Consider the following 19,100-nt stretch of genomic DNA (forward strand, 5'->3'; position numbering starts at 1 on the left):
CCTTTGCGGGATCACGCCCGGTAGGCACCCGACGTTTCGAGCACCCATGCGAACTCGAAGGCCACCTCGCGCCATTTCTCGTACCGGCCCGACACACCGCCGTGCCCGGCACTCATCTCCGTCTTCAGCAGTAGTTGCGAGTCGCCCGTCTTGGTCGCCCGCAGCTTGGCGACCCACTTGGCGGGTTCGACGTACAGCACGCGCGTGTCGTTGATGCTGGTGATCGCGAGGATCGCCGGGTAATCCTTGGCCTCGACGTTCTCGTACGGGCTGTACGAACGCATGTACTCGTACACCGCGGGATCGTCGAGTGGGTTGCCCCACTCGTCCCACTCGATCACGGTCAGCGGCAACGACGGATCGAGGATGGAGGTCAGCGGATCGACGAACGGCACGTTCGCGAGAATGCCCGCGAACAACTCGGGAGCGATGTTGGCGACCGCCCCCATGAGCAGGCCACCCGCGCTACCACCGTCCGCGACGAGCCGATCGGGGCTGGTCACACCCTCGTCGACGAGGTGCCGCGCGCACGCCACGAAATCGGTGAAGGTGTTCTTCTTCGTGAGGGTCTTGCCGTTCTCGTACCAGTGCCGGCCCATTTCGCCGCCACCGCGCACGTGCGCGACCACGAACACCATGCCGCGGTCGAGCAACGACAATCGGGCGACCGAGAATCCGGGATCGATGCTGGCTTCGTACGACCCGTAGCCGTAGAGCAGGGTCGGCGCAGGCCCGTCCGTCAGGTCCTTGCGCTGCACGACGGACAACGGAATTCTGGTGCCGTCCTCTGCCGTGGCCCACTCGCGGCGCTGCTCGTAGCGTGCGGGATCGAAGTCTCCGAGCACCGGCTGCTCCTTCCGGAGCAGCAGTTCGCCGGTGGACACGACGTAGTCGTACACCCGGGTGGGGGTGATGAACGACGTGAAGCCGAGCCGCAGCACGGGCTGCTTCCATTCGGGATTGCCACCCGGGCCGACCGCGAACAGTTCCTCGTCGAACTCGAGTTCGGTGAGTTCGCCGTATCCGTCCTCGGTGAGGGGCCACACCGCGACGCGGGTGAGCGCCTCGCGGCGGTAACCGAGCACCAGGTGCCCCTCGAACGCCTCGACATCCTCGAGACGCACGTCGTGACGATGCTCTACGAGCGTGCGCATCGACGACGGGTCGTCGACCGGAGCTTCCGCGAGGACGAAGTTCTCGGCCTTCTCCCCGGTCGCAGGGTCGACATCGTTGTGCATGATCAACAGCCGGTCCCGGCCGCCGATCACCGCGTGCTCCGCGCCGTATTCGACACCCTCACGACGCGGGAGGAGAACTCTGAATTCGCCTGTGGGATTATCGGATTCGAGAATCCAGCCCTCGGTGGTGATCTTCGACCCCACCCATATCATCAGGTACTTCTCGCTGCGGGTCGACCCGATCGACACCCAGTACCGCTCGTCGGGCTCGTGGAAAACCTTCACGTCCTCGTCGCGCGGGGTGCCGAGCTTGTGACGCCATACGGTGTCGGGACGCCACGACTCGTCCACTGTTTGATAGAAGACGTGGCTGTGGTCGAGCGCCCACGTGGCCCCCGGTGCCGTGCCGGTGATTTCGTCGGCGAGCAACTCACCGGTCTCGAGATTCTTGAACCGCAACGTGTACCGCTCGTCGCCGACGACGTCCGTCGAATACGCCAGCAGCGTGCCGTCCTGACTGATCGAGAACGCCCCGATCGAAAAGAACTCGTGCCCTTCGGCTTCCACGTTCCCGTCGAGCAACACCTGCTCTCCGGGCAGGTCGACTCCGGGAGTCACCTCGGGCGGCGTCCAATCGTCCGCGTCCGTGATCGGAGCGCGGCACTGGATGCCGTACTGCTTACCTTCGACCGTCCGCGCGTAGTACCACCAGTCGCCCATGCGGGCAGGAACCGACATGTCGGTTTCCTGGGTGCGGGACTTGATCTCCTCGAAAATCGACTCGCGCAACGGCGCGAGGTGCGCGGTCTGTGCGTCCGTCCAGGCGTTCTCCGCTTCGAGGTACGCGACGACATCGGGTGATTCCTTGTCGCGCAGCCACTCGTAGTCGTCGACGAACGTATGGCCGTGATGGACACGTTCGAAGGGAACCTTCTTGGCAACCGGCGGGATCGGATTCGAGGAGGTCATCTGCGTTCAGCCGATCCAATCGTCGAAGGAGAGCCCGGAAATGCGTTCGTAGGCTTCGATATACCGGGCACGCGTCTTGTCGACGATGTACTGCGGAAGCGGCGGCGGCGCGGTGTCGGACGCGCGGTCCCAGCCGGACTCCTCGCTGGTGAGCCAATTGCGCACGATCTGCTTGTCGAAGCTCGGCTGTACCTTGCCCTCTTCGTACTCGGCGGCATCCCAGTAGCGCGACGAGTCCGGAGTGAGCACCTCGTCGGCAAGCACCAGGTTGCCGGCCTTGTCCAGGCCGAACTCGAACTTCGTGTCGGCGAGCAGGATGCCGCGTTCGGACGTGTAGATCGCGGCGCGGCCGTAGATGTCGAGGGTGTCCTGACGCAATTTCATCGCGAGATCGACGCCGAGCTTCTCCACGACCTGATCGAACGTGATGTTCTCGTCGTGGTCACCGAGCGCTGCCTTGGTGGCGGGGGTGAAGATCGGCTCGGGCAGCGGGCTGGCCTCGACGAGACCCTCGGGCAGCGCCACACCGCAGACCGAACCGTTCGTCTGGTAGTCGAGGAGACCGGATCCGGTGAGAAAGCCCCGGGCGACGCATTCGACCGGCACCATGTCGAGGCGCTTCACGACGAGCGCCCGGCCGAGGACCTCTTCGGGGATACGTTCGTCGTCGGGCTCACCCGCGAGATGGTTGTTCGCGTCGAGCAGATCGAAGAAGAACACGCTCATCGCGGTGAGGACCCGGCCCTTGTCGGGGATCGGGGTGTCGAGCACATGGTCGTAGGCCGAGATCCGGTCGCTGGCGACGAGAAGGAGGTGCTCGTCGTCGACGACGTACAGATCACGGACCTTGCCGCCGGCGAGGTGGGGATAGGACTCGAGTAAAGGACGCACGCTGTCACCCTAGTGCGCGATGCGGACGGGGACCGAACCCCGTGGCGGATATCCCATCGTCGACAATGGACCCGGAGCCGACGCTCTGAGCGAAGAGGGGGCACCATGACCACACCGTCCCGGGTCGATGTCGGGTTCCGGTCCGAACGCGGACCGATCCTCGTCGCATTGATGCTGGCGACGTCGCTGGTGGCGCTCGAGAGCACGATCCTCGCGACAGCCGTGCCGACGATCGTGGCCGACCTGGGCGGATTCACGCAGTTCCCGTGGTTGTTCTCCGGCTACCTGCTTACGCAGGCGGTGCTGGTCCCGGTGTACGGCAAGTTGTCGGACACCTTCGGCCGCACCCCGGTGCTGCTGTTCGGCATCGGGGTCTTCGCGCTGGGATCGGTGTTGTGCGCGCTGGCGTGGAGCATGCCCGCCCTCATCGCGTTCCGCGCAGTCCAGGGTCTCGGTGCGGGTGCTGTGCTGCCCATGGCGCAGACCATCGCAGGTGACATCTACACCGTGGCCGAGCGCGCCAAAGCACAGGGATATCTCGCCAGCGTGTGGGGGATGTCTGCGGTCGTGGGACCGGCCCTCGGCGGCGTCTTCGCGGACTTCTGGTCGTGGCGGTGGATCTTCTGGATCAACGTGCCGCTGTGCGCGGTCGCCGCATGGGTGATCGTCCGCAACTTCCACGAGGACCGCCCCTCCGGCAGCGCGCGACGCGTGGATTGGGCGGGCGCAGTGACACTCGCGGCGGGTGCCGCGCTGGTGATCCTCGGTCTGCTCGAAGGTGGCCAGTCGTGGGCGTGGTCCTCGGCCCTGAGCATCGGCATCTTCGCCGGCGGGATCGCGCTGCTGGCGGTCTTCGGATGGATCGAGTCCCGCGCCGCCGAACCGATCCTGCCGATGTGGGTGCTGACCCGCCGGGTCCTGATCACCACGAGCGCTGTCTCGGCCCTCGTCGGCGCGGTGGTACTCGGGTTGACGTCGTACGTCCCCTCGTTCGTGCAAGGCGCTCTCGGCACCTCCGCGGTGGTCGCCGGATTCGCGCTCGCCACGATGACCATCGGCTGGCCCATCGCCGCATCGCAGTCCGGCCGGTTGTACCTGCGGATCGGGTTCCGGCTGACCGGCCTGGTCGGTGCGATACCGCTGCTCGCCGGCGCGGTCCTGCTCACCCGGGTCGAGGTCGGATCGTCGCCGTGGCACGTCGCAGGGTCTTGCGTGCTCATCGGACTCGGGATGGGACTGATCGCGAGCCCTGCACTCATCGCCGCACAATCGAGTGTCGAGTGGTCCGAGCGGGGTGTGGTCACCGGTGCCAACGCATTCGCGCGCGCGTTGGGAAGCGCTGTGGGTGTCGCCGTGTTCGGTGCGCTCGCGAATACGGCGCTGTCCCGTTCGGATGTCACCCCCGGCCGATCCGTGCCGGACGCTACGCAGCTCGCGGTGTCCGTCGCGCCAGTGTTCACCGCGGTGCTCGTCTGCGCGGTGATCCTCACCGTTTGTGTGGCACTCATTCCGAACCGTCGGCAATCGGAATCCGACTCTGCCTGAATGTGGTCAGGGTGCCCTAAGGTGTCCGCTATGACCAACGAATACGGGATGCTCCCCGTCCTCATCGAAGTGGCGAGGGTCGAGGACATCACCCCTCACATGCGCCGGATCACGTTCGCCGGCCCCGGCGTAGCCGAATATGCCTCCGTCCCGGGCCGGGTGCCGAACATCAAGTTGGTGTTTCCCCGCGCGAACGGTCGACTCGAGGTGCCGGCCCGTAACGGATGGGGGCGGCTCGCGTGGCCGGACCCCACCGTCAAACAGCAGGTCCGGACGTACACGGTCCGCCGCCTCGACGCCGATGCCGCCGAGATGGACATCGATTTCGTCAAGCACGGTGACGAGGGCCTCGCGAGCGGCTGGGCCGAACACGCCCGCCCGGGGGACGTGATCGCTGCGGCCGGCGCGGGGGGCGTGACCGCCGGTGAGGCCGACTGGTATCTCGTCGTCGGTGACGAGACGGCCCTGCCCGCCATCGGGCGCATGCTCGAGCACATGCGCGAGGACGCCACCGGTGTCGTCCTGATCGAGGTGGCCGACGAACACGAGCAGCAGGACCTGCGTCATCCCGACGGAGTCGAGATCCGCTGGATCCATCGCAACGGCGCACCCGCGGGCACCACCGATCAACTGTTCGACGCCGCGACCGCGGTCGAGATGCCCAGCGGCGACGTCACGAAGTTCGCATGGGTGTCGGCGGAGTCGAAGACCGTGCTGGCGATGCGCAAGTGGCTGCGCAACGATGCAGGATTCGACCGCAAGGCCACACTCGTCATCGGATACTGGCGACGCGGGATGACCGAGACCGGCTACGGCAAGACCGCCGACCACGACCGGGTCGAGGACGAACACGACGAGGTCCTCCCCCACGATCACGACCACGATCACCAGCACGCTCACTGAGGACCCACCCCGGTCGCGCGGATCGTTACAGACCGGATGTTTCGTTCTGCCGCGCGATCGGGCACCATCTCTGCGGTGAGGACCAGACGTGCAGGCAACGAAACCGTCGACGACATGACATACGTCCCGCTGGGATCGTCCGAGCATGCCGCAAATCAGTTTCGGAATGCCAGGGCAATGCAGGACACGACCGACTACCAATCACTACGGGCCGCAATGGACGCCGAGTACTACTGGCGCGGCGTGGTCGAGACCTTCCAGATCGCAGACGAGTCGTTCACCGCCGTATCCGGAGCGACGCGCGACATCACGGACATCTCCGCGCACGTCATGGCGCGGGCGGCCGATTGGGTGGGCACCATCGAACTCGCCGCCGAAGGCAGCCGCCTCTACGGTGCGCTGGTGGCGTACACCCAAGGAGTGGGCGACGGTTACGCAGCGATCGAATTGTGGGCGCACAACGTCCGGAACGCACATTACCGATAACCGAACGGTCCCCGCTGTCGCGCAGCAGGGATTGCACGGCCCGGCCCGCGCCGGGGTTCGTTACTGCGGCCGCTCGAGGTGGACGCGATCCCAGTGTCCGAGGTCGGCGGCGGCGGCATAGGTGCTGCGCAGGAATCCCAGTAGCTCCGCGTCGGGGTCGGCCGCGGCGCGCACCGCCTCGTACGGCAACACGAACTCTCCGAGTTCGGCGGAGTAGTACGCAGAATCCGGACGCACCGGATGATCCGCATAGCCGTCCGGCGGCGGGTACGCATACGAGTAGAAGGCACCCTCTTCCCCGCCGCCCGGCCAGAACCCGCAGCTGCTCAACTCGTGCGAGTAGGCCTCGGTCATCACCCGGTCGGGACAGTTGGGGATCCCGCCCGGATGCGGTGGGGCGTCCCGCCCCGAGAACCGGGTGCAAGCCAGATCCATTGCTCCCCAGAAGAAATGAACGGGGCTGACCTTGCCCAGGAAATCCGCGCGGAACTCCTGCATCACACGGTCGGCGCAGATCAACTGCCGCCAGAAGAGGTGTGCCGCATCGGCGTCATAAGTGCTGTGCATATCGTCCTGCGCGAACGGAATCGCGGGATCCACCTCGTTGGGAGTTGCGTGGATCCGAGTCTCGATGCCCAGTTCGTTCAAGGCGCCGAGGGTGCGTGAATAGAAATCCGCCACAGACTGCGCCGCGAGTGGGACGACACTCATGCCACCCTCGCTCGACCGGATGTTCAGATTGTGCTCGCAGAAATCGAACTCGACGTCGAATACGCTGCCACGGTACGGAATCGACGACGTCCCCAATCCGCGGGCCGTGACGTACAACGTCGTGTGCCACCAGTGATTGATCGCCGGTGACAGGACCAGCCGGATCTTGCCCACGATCTGCAGCCACATGTGCAAGGTGTCGCGAGTCGCAGCCCAGTCGGCGGCACGCAGGCTCGGCCATTCCTCGCCGGGAATCTCTCTCGGTTCGCTCACGCTACCTCCCGGGTTTGCGTTTCGACGCTACCCGGCTGCGCTGCCGCTCGGGGTCCGTCGCGAGGATTCGTCGCCGGGCGCGAGAGGTTGCCGCCTTCTCCTGTTGCCGGGACCGTGGCCTCGGACCCGCGCTCAGGCGACCTGTTCGAGCTCGTCGGAGTCGACGAAACGACGCAGCGTCGGCATGGACAGGTACAGCACCAGCACGAGCACGACACCCGCGGCGCCGTACACCCACAACGCCACCGAGATCGGTGCCACCGACGCGATCACGCCGGCGGCGAGGGCACCGAGGGAGGTACCCGCCGTCACCTGAGCCGACCAGACCCCGGCGATCCGGCCGCGATACTCGTCGGCGGTGTTGCGCTGCACCGTCGCGTACCGGACGACGTCGGCGAGGGAATCACCGAACCCGTACGCCGCCAGTCCCAGCAGGACGATCGCGGTCATGCTTGTCGCTCCGGCTCCCGCAAGACCGGCGGACGACACCGCCATGAGAACGAAGACGGCCAGCCCGGACCGCCGGACGGAACCCGTCCATCCGCTGGTGAGCGAACCGAGGACAGCGCCGACCGCGGGTGCGGCATAGAGCAACCCGATCACGGACGGCCCCGCGCCGAGCACTTCGTCGGCGAAGGCCGGGAGCAGTACCGCCCACCCGGTGAGCAGCATCGCGGCGAAACCCGCGACGAGAACCTGGCCGATCACACGATTGTGGAACGCGTACGCGAAGCCCGTGACAATCGATCTCAGCGGCGATTCGTCGGCCGTCTTCGAGGGCGGCAGCGACGGCAGCCTGGTGATGCAGAAGGTGGTCACGACCGTGGTGAAAGCTGCGAACGCATATGCGAGCCCCACACCGCCGGCCGCGATGACCACACCGCCCAGTGCCGGCCCGATCATCGAACCGAGATCGGCCGTCAGTGCCATCAGTGCCCCTGCGGCGGCGAGCTTGTCGCGCGGCACCAGACTGGGAGTGACGGCCATCAGGGCGGTCGCCGAGATCCCTCCCGCGACCCCGTCGATCACCGAGATGACGTAGATCGCCCACATCTGCGGTTCGGGCAGGTAGGCGTTGACTGCGAGCAGGGCGAAGGCCACCGCCGCGGTTCCGCGCGCGATGGCGATCACGTTGCGGCGATCGAACCTGTCGGCGAGGACACCGCCGACGAAAGTCGCGGCGAAGGTGGTGATGCCGAGCACCGCGGTCACAGCGGCGACCTGGGCCGTCGAACCGGTGAGCTGGTAGACCTGCACCGGAACGGCGACGATGAGCAATCCGAGCCCGAGCAGCGACACCACCCGGGCCGTGAACAGATACCGGAATTCGCGGCTCGTCCGGATCGGATCGATGTCGATGATCAGCTTGTCGAGGAGCGCCACAGCGATCGGCTCACTGTCCGCCGAGCAGCGCGCACCACTGCTCGAGATCGGGTTCCGATGCGAGCGACACGAAATCGATGTCGGCACCGGCGCTGCGCCACTGTTCGACCAGCGCCATCAGACGCACCGAGTCGAGTCCCTGGTCCACCAGGTTCACCGTCGGGTCGAGCTCGTCCGGTTCCACTTCGAGGATGCGGGCGGTATCGGCGAGGATCGTCGTGCGATCGAGCATGTTCCTGTCTCCTTCTACTGACTTGTACGAGAGTTGTCCGCGCCGGCCGGCGATCGGTAGCCGGTGAGTGCCGCCAATGCCTGCGCCCAGCGCCGTGCCAGCGTCTCGAGCAGATCTGCATCGACAACCCCGGCGGCTGCGGCGAATTCGCAGTCCAGGACGGGGCCGTCCTGGGTGTCCTCGGTGATCGCATCGACCTGCAGCACGTGGTCGAGCGGAGTCGACGGATCCACGGATCCGCCGAGTGCCGGCGCTTCGGGCGCACCCGCCCACGGTGCTCCGGTCTCCTCGCCGAGCGTCATCCGGCCGAGGTAGTTGAACACCACTTCGGGGCGTCGATATCCGGTGAACCGATCCGCGAAGTCCGGGTTGAGGCGTCGCAGCAGACCGAACCCTATCCCGTTGTCAGGCAGGGCACGCAGCGACCGGCGGACGCGGAGGAGGGCCTCGGCCGACGCCGCTCCGCCGTCGAGCGCTTCGTCGATGTCGATACCGGTGAGATCGAGCGCGACCGGGAACATCGACGTGAACCATCCGACGGTGCGCGAGAGGTCGGCACCCGGCAACACCTCTTCCTCCCGGCCGTGCCCTTCGAGTTCCACCCGCACGGTGTCGCCGCCGCGCACCGACGCCACGGCCAGTGCGAGTGCGCCGATCAGGGTGTCGTTGATCGAGTCACCGGCGAGAACCCGCTCGGTCACCGCGACCGGTATGCGCACGTGAGTCGACCGCAGGGCCGACACGGTGTCGACGGCCGGGTCGAGCACCCGTTCGCCGAGCGGAGGTTCGGACGCCGTCAGCGCAGGTTCCCATGCCGACCACGAGGCGACGATCCGCTCCGATCGTGCCGCCTCGGCAAGGCCTGCGGCCCAGGCGCGGAACGGGGTCCCGGAGGCACTGAGGACGATGCTTCCGCCGCGGCCTGCCTGTTCGACCGCGTCCGCGAGGTCCGGCACGAGAATCCGCCACGACACGCCGTCGACGACGAGGTGGTGCACGACGACGAGGACGCGGCCCGGTCGTCGTGGCCCGAAATCGAACCAGACGACCTGGAGCATGATCCCGGCGGCCGGATCGAGCGCGGAGTAGACCCGTTCCCGTTCGGCAGCGAACAGTTCCTGCCACCGTGGGTCGTCGACGCCCGCGTCCCCGACATGGGTCGCGTCGACTCGCCGGACGAGATCGTCGATGTCCGGGATCTCGGGCGAATCTTCCTCCGGGACCGTCCAGGCCGCTCCGGAAGTAGCGCCGGTGGCGAAGCGGGATCGCAGCATCGGATGCGCGCCGAGCAGCGCACGCACCGCCGTCTGCAGCGTGGGCAGCGTCGCACCGACCGGTGCGACGAGCAACCGGGCCTGGGAGAAGCGGTCGAGATCGCCTCCCCAGCCCAGAGCCTCCCAGACGATCGGGACGAGCGGCACGTCGCCGGTCGCCTCACCGGCGCCGAGAATTCGCTCGTGCGCCGACCCGGAGGTGTCGGCGGCCGCCGCGAGGCCCGCCACGGTGCGGATTTCGAACACCTGGCGAGTGGTGATGCGCACCCCGGCCGCACGCGCCTTGGAGACGAGTTGCATGGACACGATGGAATCTCCGCCGAGGGAGAAGAAGTCGTCGTCGGCGCCCACCCTTTCCAGACCCAGAACGTCGGCGACCACGGACGCGAGCGCAGCTTCGGCGGGGGTGCTCGGTTCGCGCGACCCGACGAGTGCCGCGAAATCGGGTTCGGGCAACGCCTTCCGATCGACCTTGCCGTTCACGGTCGACGGGAATCGGTCGACGACCATCACGACCGCGGGGACCATGTAATCGGGCAGCCTCTCGGCGATCACGGCGCGGACGACCACCGGGTCGACGTCACCGTCGGGTGTCACGTAGCCGACGATGCGGACGACACCGCGGTTGTCGGTGTGCGCCACGGCCACCGCGCCGCGGACCCCGTGCACTGCGGTCAGGGCGGCCTCGACCTCACCGAGTTCGACGCGGAAGCCCCGGATCTTGACCTGGTCGTCGCCGCGTCCGAGGAATTCGAGAACAGTGTTCCCGTCCGCGCCGGTCACCCTCTTGACGACGTCGCCAGTGCGATACATGCGGGATCCACTGCTGCCGAAAGGGTTCGGGAGGAACCGCGTGCAGGTCAGATCGGGCCGGCCGAGGTAGCCGCGTGCGACACCGTCGCCCGAGATGTAGAGCTCACCGGCGACGCCGGGCGGGACGGGCCTGAGCATCGCGTCGAGGACGTACGCGCCGCCCCCGTGCACGGCGCTGCCGAGACACGGGGTATCGGCGTCGGTGACCTTGCCGACGAGCGAGTCGACCGTGCATTCGGTCGGCCCGTACAGATTGAACGCGCGACCGTCGGTGAGTTCCCGGAGCCGGCGCCACGATGCCGGGTCGACGGCCTCACCTCCGAATCCGACCGTGGCGGGCCGGTGTGGATGGTCGTAGAGCCCCGCGGCGAGCATCCGGTCCAGAAACGACGGAGTGACCTCGAGGAAATCGAGTCCGTGCTCGATCGTGTACTCGACCATCCGTTCCGGGTCACGCATCGTGTCCTCGTCGAACACGTGGACGGTGTGACCGTCGAACATCCAGAGCGTCGGTTGCCACGATGCGTCGAAGCCGAACGACCAGGCGTGGCCGACACCGACGACCTCGCGCTGTGATGCGGCGACCGTAGGCACGTAGAGATCGGCGCGGTGGCTGTCGAACAGGTTGAGCAGATTGGCGTGCGTGACGGCGACGCCCTTCGGCAGTCCGGTGGACCCCGAGGTGTAGATGACATACACCCCGTTGTCCGGTCGCAGCGCCGCGAGACGATCCGCGTCGGTGACCGCGGTGCCGGGCAGCGAGGCGAGCGCACTTCGGGTCGCGGGGTCGTCGAGAACCACCACCGGGGTGGTTCCGGCCACCGCCGCGATCTGCTCGGCGACCACCGAGACCGTCACGATCACGCGTGGTCGGGAGTCGGCGATCATGTGTACCAGTCGATCTGCGGGGTAGGACGGGTCCATGGGCACGTAGACGCCGCCCGAGCCGATGGCGGCGGCGATGGCCACGATCATGTGCTCGGAGCGGGGCAATGCCAGTCCCACGACCGTCTCGGGTCCCACCCCCATACCGATCAGCAAGCGCGCCAGACGTGCGGCGCGATGCCCGAGTTCGGCGAACGACAACGTCACCGCACCCGAGACGACGGCTGCTGTGTCGGGGGTGCGGGCGATCTGCGCGGCTAGCAGGTCTGCGACGGTCACGGCTCCCGACCGGGGTGCGTGGGCGGTTTCCGAGCGGGCGAGCATGTCCCGGCGTTCCGTGGGGGTCAGCAGATCGAGGCGCGCGACGGGCGCCGGGCGGTCTGCGACGAGCTGGTCGAGGATCCGGACCAGTCGCTCCCCCACGGCCGCGGCGTCGCGTTCATCGAAGACCGCGGGCTGGTATTCGAGCACCAGGCGCAGGGTGTCCTGCAGTCCCGCGACGAGTACGAGCGGGAAGTTCGTGGCGTCCGTGCCGTTCATCGCGGACACCCGGACTCCGCTGTCGCGCTGGGCGCGATCGAGGGCGTCCCGGTCCACCGGGTAGTTCTCGAACACCAGCAGCGTGTCGAACAGTTCGCCCACTCCCACTGCGCGCTGCACGTCGGCGAGACCGACGTACTGGTGGTCCATCAGGCGGTTCTGCTCGGATTGGGTGCGCGAGAGCAACTCTGCGACCGATTCGTCTGCGCTGGTCCGCACCCGTACCGGCACGGTGTTGATGAACAACCCGATCATGGACTCGACCCCTGGGACCTCCGGGACCCGCCCGGAGACGATCGCACCGAACACCACGTCCGCCCGCCCGGTGAGCGAAGCCAGCAGCAGTCCCCACGCCGTCTGCACCACGGTGTTGACCGTGACACCGCGGGCGCGGCTCGCCGAAAGAATCCGTTCGGACAACGTGCCGGGCACGGAGATCGTCACTTCATCGGGCAGTTCTGCTCGCATAGACGATCCGGCAGGTGCGACGAGAGTCGGTTCGTCGACCCCCGACAACGCCTCCCTCCAGACCTCGAGTGCGGCGGCACCGTCCTGGCGGTCCAGCCACGCCAGGTAGTCGGTGAACGGCACGGGACGCGGCAGAGCCGACGCGTCGCCTCCGGCTGCGTAGATCTGGAACAGTTCCTGCACGAGCAGCGGCGTCGACCATCCGTCGAGGACGAGATGGTGCGCCGTGAAGACCAGGCGCGACCGGTCACCGGGCAGTTGCAGGAGGCAGAAGCGGACGAGCGGCGCGGTCTCGGCAACGAACCGCTTTACACGATCCTGTTCGACGAGGGCGTGGGCGCTTGCGAGCGGATCGGCCTCCGCGGAGAGGTCGATCACGCGGAAGGGCGTATCGACGGTTGCGGCGACGACACCGACCGGGGTGCCTGCCTCCGAGACTCGAAATCCTGTTCGCAGCACCGTATGTCGTGCGATCAGCTCCGCAGTGCTGCGCCGCAGCAGGTCGATGTCGACGGCACCGTCGAGGTCGAGGACGGACTGCATCGTGTAGACGTCGACGCTGTCCTCGTCGAGCCGGGACAGGAAGTACATGCCCCGCTGCAACGGGGTCAGGGGCACGACGTCTTCGAGCCCACCTACGACGGTTAGGGCGAGTTCTGCGGCTTCCTCGACCGTCAGACCGCTCGCTGTCAGATCGGACGGGGTCGGTGCGATCGCGGCGGGTTCGTCGGCCACATGGGCCAATACGGCCAGTGCGTCGGCCCATGCAGCGGCAATCCGCTCGACGGTTGCCGCATCCAGTACACCTGTGGCATAGGTGAATTCGGCCGACATCACGGGGCCGCCCGGACCGTCGTCGGTGATCGCGTTGACGTCGAGCACGTGGTCGAGCGGAGTGGCCGGATCCGCGGTTCCGCCGAGTGCGGCGGCCTCGGGAGCCGCCGACCACGGCGCGGCGGCGCTCTCACCGAGCGTCATCCGTCCGAGGTAGTTGAACATGACCTCGGGTGCTCGGTAGTCGGCGTAGGCGTCGTCGGTCAGGTGCCGCAGGATCCCGAAGCCGATCCCGTTGTCCGGCACGGCCCGCAGTGACTCCTTGACGTGGGCGAGACACCGGGCAGCGTTCTCCGGAACAGTTTTCCCGGAGGCCGGGCCGAGGTCGAGCACGACGGGGTACATCGACGTGAACCAGCCGACCGTGCGAGAGAGGTCCGCGCCGGGCACGATCTGTTCTTCGCGGCCGTGTCCTTCCAGATGTACCCGCACCGACGATCCGCCGCGAACCGATGTCACCGCCATTGCGAGTGCGGTGAGCAGGACGTCCGTGACGCCGGTGCGGAAGGCTGCGGGGACCGAGGTGAGGATGCGGGCAGTGATGTCGCCGGGCACCTGCACCTCGACGGACGCCGACGTCGCCACCGTGTCGCGCGTGGGGTCGAGCGCGCGCGTGCCGAGCACGGTCGTCTCGGGGCCGGTGTCCGCGGAGGCGCGCTCCCACACCGTGCGGGACTGCGCTGTCCGCTCGGAAGATGCCGCCTCGACCAGTCCGGTTGCCCAGTCACGGAACGAAGTTCGGGGTTCGTCGAGCCCACCGCCCGCCCCGCGTCGGGCACGGTCCGAAGCATCTGCGAGGTCGGGGACGAGAATGCGCCAGGACACCCCGTCGACCACGAGGTGGTGAGCGATCACCAGCACACGCCCGGGCACCTCCGATCCGGCGTCGAAGAAGACGACTTGCAGCATGACGCCGGCCGCGGGATCGATCCGGTCGAGTGCAGAATCCCGAGCGGCGGCGAATGCGGCCTGCCACCGATCGGCGTCGAGCCCACGCACGTCCACGCGCCGGACCAGTTCGGCGGCGTCCGGCGTCTCGGACGGTACGACCCACGACGCGGAGGCGTCTCCGTCCTCCGTTTCGATGACGAACTGCGACCGCAGCATGTGGTGGGTGGTGAGCAGTTCCTGCACGGCGGCGACGAGATCGCCGGTCGCCAGACCCTGCGGCGCGACCAGCAGACGGGACTGGGTGAAGCGGCGCAGCGTGCGGGCGGACATGTGGGTGAGCGTCTCGCGGACGATCGGTGTCGGCGGAACCTCCCCGACGGCCGAAGTGCGTTCCCGGTCCGTCTCCGCTGCGGGCGCGGTGTCGTGCGCTGCCGCGATCGCGGCAACGGTGCGCAGTTCGAACACCTGACGCGCGGTCACCCGGATGTCGGCGGCGCGCAGTCGCGCGACGAGTTGGATCGAGACGATGGAGTCCCCGCCGAGCGCGAAGAAGTCGTCCTCGACGCCTACCCGCTCGAGCCCGAGCACGTCGGCGAACGCGCCGCACAGGGTCTTCTCCAGTTCGGTGGTGGCTTCACCGGATCCGGCGAGCGCCGCGAAATCCGGTGCGGGAAGAGCCTTCTTGTCGATCTTGCCGTTGGTGGTGACCGGCAGGACCGGGAGGAGGACAACGGCAGCGGGGACCATGTACTCGGGCAGTCGCTTCCCGAGAGCGGCACGGAGGTCCCCGGGCTCGACGGTGCCGTCGGCCACCACGTAGGCGACCAGCCTGGTCACCGCGCGCTCGTCGGTGTGGGGAACGACGACGGCGGCCCGCACGTGCGGATCGGCGACGGTGGCGGCTTCGATCTCTCCGAGTTCGATGCGGTAGCCCCGGATCTTGACCTGGTCGTCGTCGCGTCCCACGTACTCGAGGTGCCCGTCGTGGTTCCAGCGCACGACGTCACCTGTGCGGTACATGCGTTGTCCCCCGGCGGCGTAGGGGTCGGCCACGAATCGTTCGGCGCTCAGGCCGGGACGGCCCAGGTATCCGCGGGTGACGCCGGTTCCGCCGACGTACAGTTCGCCTGCGACCCCGGGAGCCGCCGGGCGAAGCCAGTTGTCGAGCACGTACAGCCGGGTGCCCGCCGTCGGCCCGCCGATCGTGACGGTCTCACCGGAGATCCGGGCGTAGGAGGAGTCGACGGTGCATTCGGTGGGTCCGTAGCAGTTGAACGCCTCGACACCGGAGGCGGCGAGGGTGCGCCACAGTTCGCCCCCCACAGCTTCACCGCCGACGGTGACCTTGGCGGGCCGGTGGTGCTCCGGATCGAGAAGGCCTCCGTCGAGCAACCGGCTCATGAGGACGGGAACCGTGTCTACGTAGTCGATGCGGTGGGTGCGCACGTAGTCGACGAGGTACGCCACGTCTGCCCGGTGTTCGTCCGACGGCAGGTACAGGGTGTGCCCTTCGAACAGCCAGGTGAGCGCGGCCACCGCGGAGTCGAACGCGAACGGGTAGGTCAGCAATACGCGCCACTGTCCGTCCCGTGGCTCCCGCACCCCCGGGATCATGAGGGTGTCTCTCTGCGCTGCAACGAGATCCGCGAGATTATCGTGCGAGACCACGACGCCCTTCGGGACGCCGGTCGATCCGGACGTGTAGATGACGTAGGCGGCGTGTCCCCCATGCAGCGGTGCACGACGCTCACCGTCCGTGACGGGGTGCGCCGGCAGTTCGGCGCGCGCGGCTTCGACGCCGGGATCGTCGAGCAACAGCACGTCGGTGCCATCGAGCACCGCACCGAGTTCTCTCGCGACTGCGACGGTGCTGATCACGAGGGTGGGTGCGGCGTCGGCGATCATGTGCTTCAGCCGGTCGGCCGGATAGGACGGGTCGAGCGGCAGGTACGCACCGCCTGCGACGAGGACCCCCGTGATCGCCTCGACCATGACGGGCGTGCGCGGCAGGGCGAGGCCGACGCGGTCGTCCGGTCCCACACCGTGCGCGATGAGCAGCCGCGCGAGGCGCGCGGACTCTCCGCCCAAGCGGGCGAAAGTCACTCGCTCGCCGTCGCCCACGACGGCGAGGGCGTCGGGACGCTCGCCGAACCGGCGGGCGAGCACATCGACGACTGTTCCGCTCGACGGAGCGGCGGGTGCCTGCGACCAGGATTTGAGGACGCGCTGCCGGTCGTGTGCGGGCAGCAGGTCGAGCCGCCCGACGGGTGTGTTCGCGCCGGCCGCGAGAGCCTCGAGGATCGCCACGAGCCGGGCACCGAAGGCGGCGGCGTCGGCGGCGGTGAACAGGGTCGGCCGGTAGTCGAGCTTGACGACGAGATCCTCTGCGAGTCCTGCGGTGAGGACGAGCGGATAGTTGGTGGCGTCGTGCGCCTCGACTCCGTCGATGGAGATGCCGCCTGCTTGCTGGGCGCGCTCGAGAGCGTCGCGGTCGACGGGGTAGCTCTCGAAGATGGTCAGGGTGTCGAACAGTTCACCGATCCCCGCGTCGCGCTGGATGTCGGCGAGTCCGACGTACTGGTGGTCCACGGTGCGCGACTGCTCGAGTTGGACCCGGCGCAGCATGTCGGTGACGGTGGCGCGCGGGTCGAGACGAACCCGGACCGGCACGGTGTTGATGAACAGCCCCACCATGGATTCGACACCGGGAAGTTCCGGCGGACGGCCCGAAACGGTTGCCCCGAAGACGATGTCGTCGCGTCCGAGCAGACTGCCGATGAGCATCGCCCACGCGGTCTGCAGCACCGTGTTGAACGTGACGCCCGCCGTCCGGGTCAGTGTCGCGATCCGATCTGCGAGACCTGCGGGCACCGGGACGGTCAGGTCGTCGCACTGCTGCGCGGTGCGCGTGGAACCGGGCGGCGCCACCAGGCTCGGCTCCGGCAGTTCCGCGAGGGTTTGCCGCCACAACTCCCGCGCGGTGTCGTGGTCCTGGCGGTCCAGCCAGGCCAGGTAGTCGCGGTAGGGCCGCACCGCGGGGAGCACGGCGCCGGCGCGGGCGGCGACTTCGCCCGCGGCATACAGTTCGAGCAGTTCCCGCACCATGATCGGTGTGGACCATCCGTCGACGACGATGTGGTGGGTGGTGAGCAGCAACCGGACGTCCTCGGCGCCGAAACGCACGAAGTGCCATCGCACCAGTGGCGGCTGTGTGAGGTCGAACCAATCGTGAAGGTCGGCATCGATCAGGTCTCGCAACCGTCGCTCCGCCTCCGGCATCGGCAGTCCCGTCAGATCGACACCGACCCAGGGCGCTTCGACACCACGCACGACGAGTCCGGCGGTGCGCCCGTCCTTACGCGGCCGGAAGCAGGTGCGTAGGGAAGCATGCCGGTCGAGCAGTGCCTGTGCCGCCGTGCGCATACGCTCCTCGTCCACCGCACCGGACAGCCGCAGAACCGACTGCACGGTGTACGCGTCCGGATCTGCGGTGCGGGCATCACTGCCCGGCTCGTCGGGCGCGGCGATCGCACTCAGGTACAGCAGGCCCTGCTGTAACGGCGAGAGCGGAACGATGTCTTCGAGCGCAGTGGAGCGAGTCATGTCTGCTTTCCGGGGCGGAGACGGGCTTTCGGGCACGACGAACACGGCCCCCGAGTCGGGGACATCGGGGGCCGTTCGGTCGAGGCAGCCGCGGTGATCGACCGCGACAGCTGTTACTGCTTCTGGTTCGCCGGGAGCTTTTCCAGGCCGGAGTCGATGGAATCCAGAGCCAGGAGCGCGGTTTCGTAGGTGGCGGCGTTGGCGTGCTGAACTCCGACGAGGTTGCCTGCCTTGACGGCCGGAAGGTTCTGCCACAGCGGCGAATCGAAGACTTCCTGCAGTTCGGCGGAGACCGAGCCGTCGGCTTCGAGCCCGTAGACGATCACGTCGGCGTCCGCGAGGTTCTGCGGCAACTGCTCGAGAGAAACGTATTCGCCGTGGACGTCCGCGGGATCGACGGGCTCACCGGGGAAGGTGAAGCCGAGGTCGTCGAAGAGATTGGTGGTGTAGGAGGACTTGTACTCGCGGAAGAACTCGCCCGGCTCGGTGCCGCAGGTGCTGCACAGGCCCGCGAACTTCAGGCTGCCGAGCGTGCCGGCGTACTTGTCGGCGATCTCCGCAGCACGAGCTTCGTACTGCGACTTGGAGTCCCCGTAAGTGTCGGCGACGTTGGCGGCGTCGGCGTACTGCTCACCGAGGTCCCGCCAGTCGCCCGGGTTGGTGGGGCCGAGGAAGACGACCGGCGCGAGTGCCTCGAGCTTGGCCATGTCCACCTGGGACTGCACGCGGGCCGGAACGCCCATGATGATGAGGTCGGGCTCGGCGGCCGTGATGGCCTCGTAGTTCAGTTCGCTCGCTGCGCCGTCGGGTGCCACCTTCGGCAGCGCCTCGTATGCGGCGAGGGTCTCGTCGTCCATGCTGTCGATCTCGCGGGTCCATTCGCACACCGCGGCCAGGTTGGCGCCCGACTGGATGAGGGGGAAGGCGGCGTATCCACACGCGACGATGCGCTGCGGATCTGCCGGGATCTCGATGGATCCGTTCTGCGCTTCGAACGTCCGTGTCGCCGCGGTCTCCGTACCCTCCGAGGTGTCGCCGTTGTCGCTCGAGCAGCCCACCAGTCCGGCGGTGAGCAGCGCAGCCGCACCGAGAACCGCGACGCTACGCGCCCGGCTACGTTCAAGAACCCGCATCACGTTTCTCCCACATGTCTTTACGCCGGGATGTACCCCCGGTCACGATTGGTTAGGCTAACCGAAACAATGGCCTACGCCAAGCGTC

Annotated in this window: 10 protein-coding genes; 3 read left to right on the forward strand and 7 right to left on the reverse strand. The window is 67.8% G+C overall.

Features of this window, described 5'->3' with window-relative positions:
• Positions 1 to 11: 11 nt before the first annotated feature.
• The gene (locus tag RDCOP1_RS15305; protein WP_072702075.1) at positions 12 to 2,147 is read right to left on the reverse strand and encodes a S9 family peptidase; all 2,136 of its coding nucleotides are present in this window, start codon (positions 2,145 to 2,147) and stop codon (positions 12 to 14) included.
• Between the two features lie 6 nt (positions 2,148 to 2,153).
• Positions 2,154 to 3,038: a phosphoribosylaminoimidazolesuccinocarboxamide synthase gene (locus RDCOP1_RS15310; RefSeq protein ID WP_072702077.1), complete on the reverse strand. Its 885-nt coding sequence runs from the start codon at positions 3,036 to 3,038 to the stop codon at positions 2,154 to 2,156.
• Positions 3,039 to 3,143: 105 nt separating this feature from the next.
• Here RDCOP1_RS15310 and RDCOP1_RS15315 point away from each other — a divergent pair, with 105 nt between their 5' ends.
• The 3 genes from RDCOP1_RS15315 (at position 3,144) to RDCOP1_RS15325 (ending at position 5,972) form a co-directional block, all read left to right on the forward strand.
• The gene (locus tag RDCOP1_RS15315) at positions 3,144 to 4,583 is read left to right on the forward strand and encodes an MDR family MFS transporter (protein ID WP_072702079.1); all 1,440 of its coding nucleotides are present in this window, start codon (positions 3,144 to 3,146) and stop codon (positions 4,581 to 4,583) included.
• A gap of 30 nt (positions 4,584 to 4,613) precedes the next feature.
• Positions 4,614 to 5,486 carry a siderophore-interacting protein gene (locus RDCOP1_RS15320; RefSeq protein WP_072702081.1) on the forward strand — a complete coding sequence of 291 codons (873 nt, stop codon included), beginning with the start codon at positions 4,614 to 4,616 and terminating at the stop codon, positions 5,484 to 5,486.
• 75 nt (positions 5,487 to 5,561) lie between these two features.
• The gene (locus RDCOP1_RS15325) at positions 5,562 to 5,972 is read left to right on the forward strand and encodes a hypothetical protein (protein ID WP_231923006.1); all 411 of its coding nucleotides are present in this window, start codon (positions 5,562 to 5,564) and stop codon (positions 5,970 to 5,972) included.
• A 60-nt stretch (positions 5,973 to 6,032) separates the two neighbouring features.
• Here the strand turns inward: RDCOP1_RS15325 and RDCOP1_RS15330 are convergent, their stop codons facing one another.
• The 5 genes from RDCOP1_RS15330 to RDCOP1_RS15350 form a co-directional block, all read right to left on the reverse strand.
• A complete protein-coding gene (locus tag RDCOP1_RS15330; protein ID WP_072702083.1) occupies positions 6,033 to 6,956 on the reverse strand; it encodes a DUF5996 family protein in 924 nt (307 codons plus the stop codon).
• A gap of 132 nt (positions 6,957 to 7,088) precedes the next feature.
• Entirely contained in the window at positions 7,089 to 8,339 is a 1,251-nt protein-coding gene (gene entS, locus RDCOP1_RS15335; RefSeq protein WP_072702084.1) for an enterobactin transporter EntS, read from the reverse strand.
• A gap of 10 nt (positions 8,340 to 8,349) precedes the next feature.
• Entirely contained in the window at positions 8,350 to 8,571 is a 222-nt protein-coding gene (locus tag RDCOP1_RS15340; RefSeq protein WP_072702086.1) for a phosphopantetheine-binding protein, read from the reverse strand.
• A gap of 14 nt (positions 8,572 to 8,585) precedes the next feature.
• Complete coding sequence (locus RDCOP1_RS15345; RefSeq protein WP_072702088.1) at positions 8,586 to 17,879, reverse strand: non-ribosomal peptide synthetase; 9,294 nt, start codon at positions 17,877 to 17,879, stop codon at positions 8,586 to 8,588.
• Positions 17,880 to 17,992: 113 nt separating this feature from the next.
• Complete coding sequence (locus tag RDCOP1_RS15350; protein ID WP_072702090.1) at positions 17,993 to 19,012, reverse strand: ABC transporter substrate-binding protein; 1,020 nt, start codon at positions 19,010 to 19,012, stop codon at positions 17,993 to 17,995.
• Positions 19,013 to 19,100 lie beyond the last annotated feature (88 nt).

The sequence above is a fragment of the Rhodococcus coprophilus NBRC 100603 genome (assembly GCF_001895045.1).
Lineage (GTDB): Bacteria > Actinomycetota > Actinomycetes > Mycobacteriales > Mycobacteriaceae > Rhodococcus > Rhodococcus coprophilus.

Coding starts and splice junctions, on each gene's coding strand:
- RDCOP1_RS15305 (WP_072702075.1), bottom strand. CDS start 2,147: ATGACCTCCTCGAATCCGATCCCGCCGGTTGCCAAGAAGGTTCCCTTC.
- RDCOP1_RS15315 (WP_072702079.1), top strand. CDS start 3,144: ATGACCACACCGTCCCGGGTCGATGTCGGGTTCCGGTCCGAACGCGGA.
- RDCOP1_RS15320 (WP_072702081.1), top strand. CDS start 4,614: ATGACCAACGAATACGGGATGCTCCCCGTCCTCATCGAAGTGGCGAGG.
- RDCOP1_RS15340 (WP_072702086.1), bottom strand. CDS start 8,571: ATGCTCGATCGCACGACGATCCTCGCCGATACCGCCCGCATCCTCGAA.
- RDCOP1_RS15345 (WP_072702088.1), bottom strand. CDS start 17,879: ATGACTCGCTCCACTGCGCTCGAAGACATCGTTCCGCTCTCGCCGTTA.
- RDCOP1_RS15350 (WP_072702090.1), bottom strand. CDS start 19,012: ATGCGGGTTCTTGAACGTAGCCGGGCGCGTAGCGTCGCGGTTCTCGGT.